Source organism: Methylibium sp. (assembly GCF_013817365.1).
GTDB lineage: Bacteria > Pseudomonadota > Gammaproteobacteria > Burkholderiales > Burkholderiaceae_C > Methylibium.
In genome coordinates this window covers 1-3,785 of the sequence record NZ_JACDCU010000406.1, presented here as the reverse complement: position 1 = coordinate 3,785, position 3,785 = coordinate 1, and the positions used below count along the sequence as shown (strand labels likewise).

The 3,785-nt window shown below is 66.7% G+C and carries 3 protein-coding genes; 1 reads left to right on the top strand and 2 read right to left on the bottom strand.

All coding sequences use genetic code 11. The annotated features are described in order from the left end of the window. Nucleotides 1-196: 196 nt before the first annotated feature. Entirely contained in the window at nt 197-1,171 is a 975-nt protein-coding gene (locus H0W38_RS18620; protein ID WP_292456912.1) for a bifunctional enoyl-CoA hydratase/phosphate acetyltransferase, read from the bottom strand. Between the two features lie 180 nt (nt 1,172-1,351). Then, a complete protein-coding gene (gene xsc / locus H0W38_RS18615) occupies nt 1,352-3,160 on the bottom strand; it encodes a sulfoacetaldehyde acetyltransferase (RefSeq protein ID WP_292456910.1) in 1,809 nt (602 codons plus the stop codon). A gap of 175 nt (nt 3,161-3,335) precedes the next feature. Between xsc and H0W38_RS18610 the strand changes: the two genes are divergently transcribed. Continuing rightward, the coding region (locus H0W38_RS18610) for a helix-turn-helix domain-containing protein (protein WP_292456908.1) at nt 3,336-3,785 on the top strand (450 nt) is incomplete at its 3' end.

The window sequence follows — 3,785 nt, the reverse complement described above, 5'->3', positions numbered from 1 at the left end:
CCTCGGGCGCGGCACGGAAGATTTCGTTCGTCATTGCGCCGCGGTGCAGGGGGCGGCGAAGGGCGCGCGGTGAGCGTGTCGTCCCTCCCCCAAGGCCGCGCGGTGAGCGTCTTGTCCCCTCTCCCTCTGAGCGAGGGTTAGGGTGAGGGCCGGCCCGATCGCGCATGTGTCAACTATTGAAATTCGGGCCTGGCCCTCACCCCAGCCCTCGCCCAGAGGGAGAGGGAGCCAGACCGGGTCGCGCGGACTCGTTGCCAACTGCCAGCACCGCCAGCGCCACCGACGCCAGGCGCGATTGCAGCGAGTCCGCACGCGACGTCAGCACGATGGGCACGCGGGCGCCGAGCACCAGGCCGGCGCAGTCGCCGCCGCCGACATACACGAAGCTTTTGTAGAGCATGTTGCCGGCGTTGAGGTCGGGCATGAGCAGCAGGTCGGCGTCGCCGGATACCGTCGATGCGATGCCCTTGATGCGCGCGGCCTCGGCCGAGATGGCGTTGTCGAAACCGAACGGGCCTTCGACGATGGCGCCGGGCCACTCGCCCTGGCGCGACAGCTCGACCAGCGCCTGCGCGTCCACGGTCGCCGGGATGGCCGGATTCACGGTCTCGACCGCAGCGACGATGCCGACCTTGGGCTGCGCAATGCCCAGCGCCTGCAGCAGCCGCACGGCATTGCCGAGGATGTCGCGCTTCGTCCTGAGGTCGGGCGAGATGTTGACCACGCAGTCGGCCAGCGCCAGCAGCTTGGGGTAACGCGGCAGGTCGAACACGAAGGCGTGGCTGATGCGGGTGTCGCCGCGCAGGCCGGTGGTCTTGTTGACGACGGCCGACATCAGCTCGTCGGTGTGCAGCGAGCCCTTCATGAGGGCGGCGAGGGCGCCGTCGCGGGCGAGCGAAGTCGCGTGCTGCGAGGCGTCGTGCGGGTCGGTGCCGGTGGCGACGATCTCGAATGTCGAGAGGTCGATCTCGCTTGCATCGGCAGCGCGTGCGATAGCCTCGGTCGGGCCGATGAGCACGGGCCGTGCGATGCCTGAGTCGGCGATGCGTCGGGCTGCATCGAGCGCCGCGGAATCGCAGGGATACACGATGCCGATCGTGGGCGCTGTCTGCCGCTGTGCGTCGCGTGCTTGCGCGATCAGCGCTTCCAGTCTCGGGTGCGCGTAGGTCATGGTCGTTCGGCTCGGGATGAGGTGATCAACTCGCCTTTCCCATTCGCGTGAGTAAGCAGAGCGGGCTCATCCCAGCACCCTCACCCCGACCCTCTCCCGCGTGCGGGAGAGGGAGCAGTCTGGTGCTTTCGAATGAGCCGTTTCCATTCACCCTCTCGCAAGCAGGAGAGGGAGCCAGACTCAGACGTAGTCCTTGTACTTCTCGAGCAAGCGCACCGGCTTGGCCAGCGCATCGCGGCGGAACGGGTCGCCGAGTTCGCGGGTGCACATGATCTCGATGACGGTGGTCTTGCCTTCCTTCATCTGCTTTTCCACGGCCTGCTGGAGCGCCGGGCCCACGTCTTCGAGCTTGTCGACCACCACGCCCTCGGCGCCCATCGCCTTGGCGATGCCGGCGAAGCTCTCGCTCTCCAACTCGCCCGCGACGAAGCGGCGGTTGTAGAAGTCGACCTGGTTCTTCTTCTCCGCGCCCCACTGGCGGTTGTGGAACACCACCGCCGTGACCGGGATGTCGTGGCGCACGCAGGTCATGAGCTCGACCATGCTCATGCCCCAGGCGCCGTCGCCGGCGTAGGCGATGGCCGGGCGGTCCATCGCGGCGCACTTGGCGCCGATGATGGTGGGCAGCGCGTAGCCGCAGTTGCCGAAGCTCATCGGCGCGAAGAAGCTGCGCGGCTCCTCGAAGCGCAGGTAACTGTTGGCGACTGAGTTGATGTTGCCGATGTCGGTGGAGACCATCGCGCGTGGCGGCATGGCCTTCTCCAACTCGCGCAGCACCTGGCGCGGGTGCAGCCAGTTGCCTTCTTCCTTGCTGGCTTCCTCGATCGCGTCGAGGCTGAAGGGATCGCGCTCGTGGGTCCACTCGTCGAGCTCCTTCTCCCAGGCGGCCTTCTCAGACTTGATCTTCTCGGCGCGTTCCGCCTTGGTGGCGTCGCAGGCCAGCTTGCGGCCTTCGAGGCGCTTCGTCAGCGCGATGGCGGCAGCCTTCGCGTCGCCGCAGATGCCGACCGAGATCTTCTTCACCAGCCCGAGGTTGGTGTGATCAGCCTCGATCTGGATGATCTTCGCGTCCTTCGGCCAATAGTCCATGCCGTGCTGGGGCAGGGTGCCGAAGGGGCCCATGCGCGAGCCGAGCGCCACCACCACGTCGGCCTGCGCGATGAGCTTCATCGCGGCCTTGGAGCCCTGGTAGCCGAGCGGTCCGGCCGCGAGCGGGTGACTGGCCGGGAAGGAATCGTTGCGCAGGTAGCCGTTGACGACCGGCGCACCCAGGCGCTCGGCCAGAGCCTTGCACTCTTCGACCGCATCACCCATCACCACGCCGCCGCCCGAGAGGATGACCGGGAACTTGGCCGTGGCCAGCAGCTCGGCCGCGGCATCCAAGCTCTTCTCGCCGCCGGCGCCGAGCTCCACGCGCATCGGCTTGGGGATCTCGCAGGTGATCTCGCCATAGAAATAGTCACGAGGGATATTGAGCTGCGTCGGGCCCATCTCGGAGATGGCGCGGTCGAAGCAACGGCCCGTGAACTCGGCCATGCGCTTCGGGTTGACGACATGGCCCTGGTACTTGGTGAACTCCTGGAACATCGGCAACTGGTTCGCCTCCTGGAAGCCGCCCATGCCCATGCCCATGGTGCCGGTCTCGGGCGTGATCATGACCACCGGGCTGTGCGCCCAGTAGGCGGCCGCGATGGCGGTCACGCAGTTGCTGATGCCGGGGCCGTTCTGGCCGATCACCACGCCGTGGCGGCCGCTCACGCGGGCGTAGCCGTCGGCCATGTGGCCGGCGCCCTGCTCGTGCACGACCGGGATCAGGCGGATGCCGGCCGGCGCGAAGATGTCCATCGCGTCCATGAAGGCAGAGCCCATGATGCCGAACATGTCGGTCACGCCATTGGCGACCAGCGTTTCGACGAAGGCCTCGGAAGGCGTCATTTTCTGGACGCCGCTGGCGACGGTGCGGCTGGCGATGGGCTGTTGCTTGCTCATGGTGTGGGGCTCCTTTGCGTTCGGGGGCGGCTGAACGCGGTAAAAAGACGGGACGAGATGTTCCGAAAACCGGAACCGTGATGAACTTTAGGTCGCGGACCGGCCTTCGTCAACCGATTTAACAAAAAACGATACGTATCGTACTGAATAGTGGAAATTGACTAAGATGGGTGCCATGGAAATCGTCAAGAGCTTGAAGTCCGACGCCGCCGAGCCGAATGGCGACACGCCCGCCTTGCGGCTGTTTGCCTTGTTGGAGGTGATTGCCGCGAAGGACCAGCACGTCTCGCTGCAGGGCCTCGTGGAAGAGACCGGGCTGCCCAAGCCGACCCTGCACCGCATGCTCCAGCAGCTCGAGGTCGCCGGCCTGTTGCAGCGCGAAGTCGATGGCCGCCACTACAGCAGCGGCGTACGCCTGCGCCGCCTGGCCGAGAACCTGCTGCTCAACAACACCCACCATGGCGCACGCCACCGGGTGTTGCGGCATCTGGTCGAAGAGATCGGCGAGAGCTGCAACATCACCGCGCTGTCGGGCAGCGAGGTGGTCTACCTCGACCGTGTCGAGACGGCCGCGCCGCTGCGCTTCTACCTGCACGCCGGCTCGCGCGTGCCGGCCCATTGCTCG

What these genes read in the sequence shown, in the direction of transcription:
- H0W38_RS18620 (WP_292456912.1), bottom strand. Translation starts at nt 1,171, where the DNA reads ATGACCTACGCGCACCCGAGACTGGAAGCGCTGATCGCGCAAGCACGC.
- xsc (WP_292456910.1), bottom strand. Translation starts at nt 3,160, where the DNA reads ATGAGCAAGCAACAGCCCATCGCCAGCCGCACCGTCGCCAGCGGCGTC.